Here is a 1,123-nt window from a genome sequence, read left to right on the forward strand (position 1 = left end):
GCCTCTTAATCGAGGGCAAAAACGAAAAACTGCTACAAAAGCGAATGGACGAGGTAGAGAAATTTTTTACCAAAGCCCTAAATGAGTAGCGTTGCGGTGAAATTTTACGGCGCGGCAAGCTACCAGACGAAAAGCGCGGGCAAAAAACGCAGGCTTTACATATTTAAATTTGGATTGCGAGATGGCTAAGACTTGTATTAAATTTATCCTGCTTTTTGCGGTGATCTTTGCGATCGATCAAGCGATCAAACTTCTGTTTTTAAACGGCTTTTCGTGGCAAGGCGAGTTTTTTTCGCTAGAGCTTACGCTTAACCGCGGCGTTGCGTTTTCGATGTTTGCGTTTTTGGGCGAAAATTTAAAATTTATCCAGATCGCGCTGATCTCGGCGCTTGCAGCGTATGTATTTTGTCACAAAAAGCTCTTTTGCGAGCACTGGATGCCATTTGCGCTAATGCTTGCGGGAGGTTGCTCAAATTTGCTCGATCGCTTCATTCGCGGCGGCGTGGTCGATTACGTCGCGTGGCATAAGTGGTTTGAGTTTGCGGTGTTTAATTTCGCCGATGTAATGATAGATCTGGCCGTCGTGATTTTTATCTTCCAAAGCTACAAGATCGCGAAAAAGGAGAAAAATGAAAAGAAATAATTATATCGCCTATGCGCTGTGGTTTGTAGGCGGCTGCTCATCGCTTTTGGGAATGCCGATCGGGGGCGGACTACATAGAATTTACTGCGGTAAATTTATCAGCGGTTTTGCTCAAATTGCGCTGTTTTGGCTGGGAAGTTTTACGCTATGGCTTTTGGTGGGCTTTTTATTTTGGGCTATTTGGGGAATTTGGTGGCTTATCGACCTATTTTTTGTAAATATTTGGGTCGATGATATAAACGAATTTAGCACCGAAACTCTGCGAGACGACTATGAACAGCGCCTTAAAAAGGTCGATGCACTTTATGATCTATATCAAAAAGGCGCGATTTCTAAAGAAGAATTCGAAGCGCGAAAAGAAATTTTAATGAGAGATTAAGGAGAAAAAATGAGTTACTATTGGTTTAAATTTATCCATTTTGCGGGCTTTATTTCATGGATGGCGATGCTATTTTATATGCCGCGCCTATATGTCTATCA

Annotated in this window: 3 protein-coding genes; all 3 read left to right on the forward strand. The window is 42.4% G+C overall.

The window, feature by feature from the left end; genetic code table 11:
- Positions 1–181: 181 nt before the first annotated feature.
- Complete coding sequence (lspA, locus tag Q0340_RS10475; protein ID WP_298083256.1) at positions 182–643, forward strand: signal peptidase II; 462 nt, start codon at positions 182–184, stop codon at positions 641–643.
- Entirely contained in the window at positions 630–1,022 is a 393-nt protein-coding gene (locus tag Q0340_RS10480; RefSeq protein ID WP_298083257.1) for an NINE protein, read from the forward strand. The genes lspA and Q0340_RS10480 overlap by 14 nt, the downstream gene beginning before the upstream one ends.
- 9 nt (positions 1,023–1,031) lie before the next feature.
- On the forward strand, positions 1,032–1,123 hold a 92-nt coding region (locus Q0340_RS10485), incomplete at its 3' end, for a CopD family protein (protein WP_298083258.1).

This window comes from uncultured Campylobacter sp. (assembly GCF_938045595.1).
Lineage (GTDB): Bacteria > Campylobacterota > Campylobacteria > Campylobacterales > Campylobacteraceae > Campylobacter_B.

What these genes read in the sequence shown, in the direction of transcription:
- lspA (WP_298083256.1), top strand. Translation starts at nt 182, where the DNA reads ATGGCTAAGACTTGTATTAAATTTATCCTGCTTTTTGCGGTGATCTTT.
- Q0340_RS10480 (WP_298083257.1), top strand. Translation starts at nt 630, where the DNA reads ATGAAAAGAAATAATTATATCGCCTATGCGCTGTGGTTTGTAGGCGGC.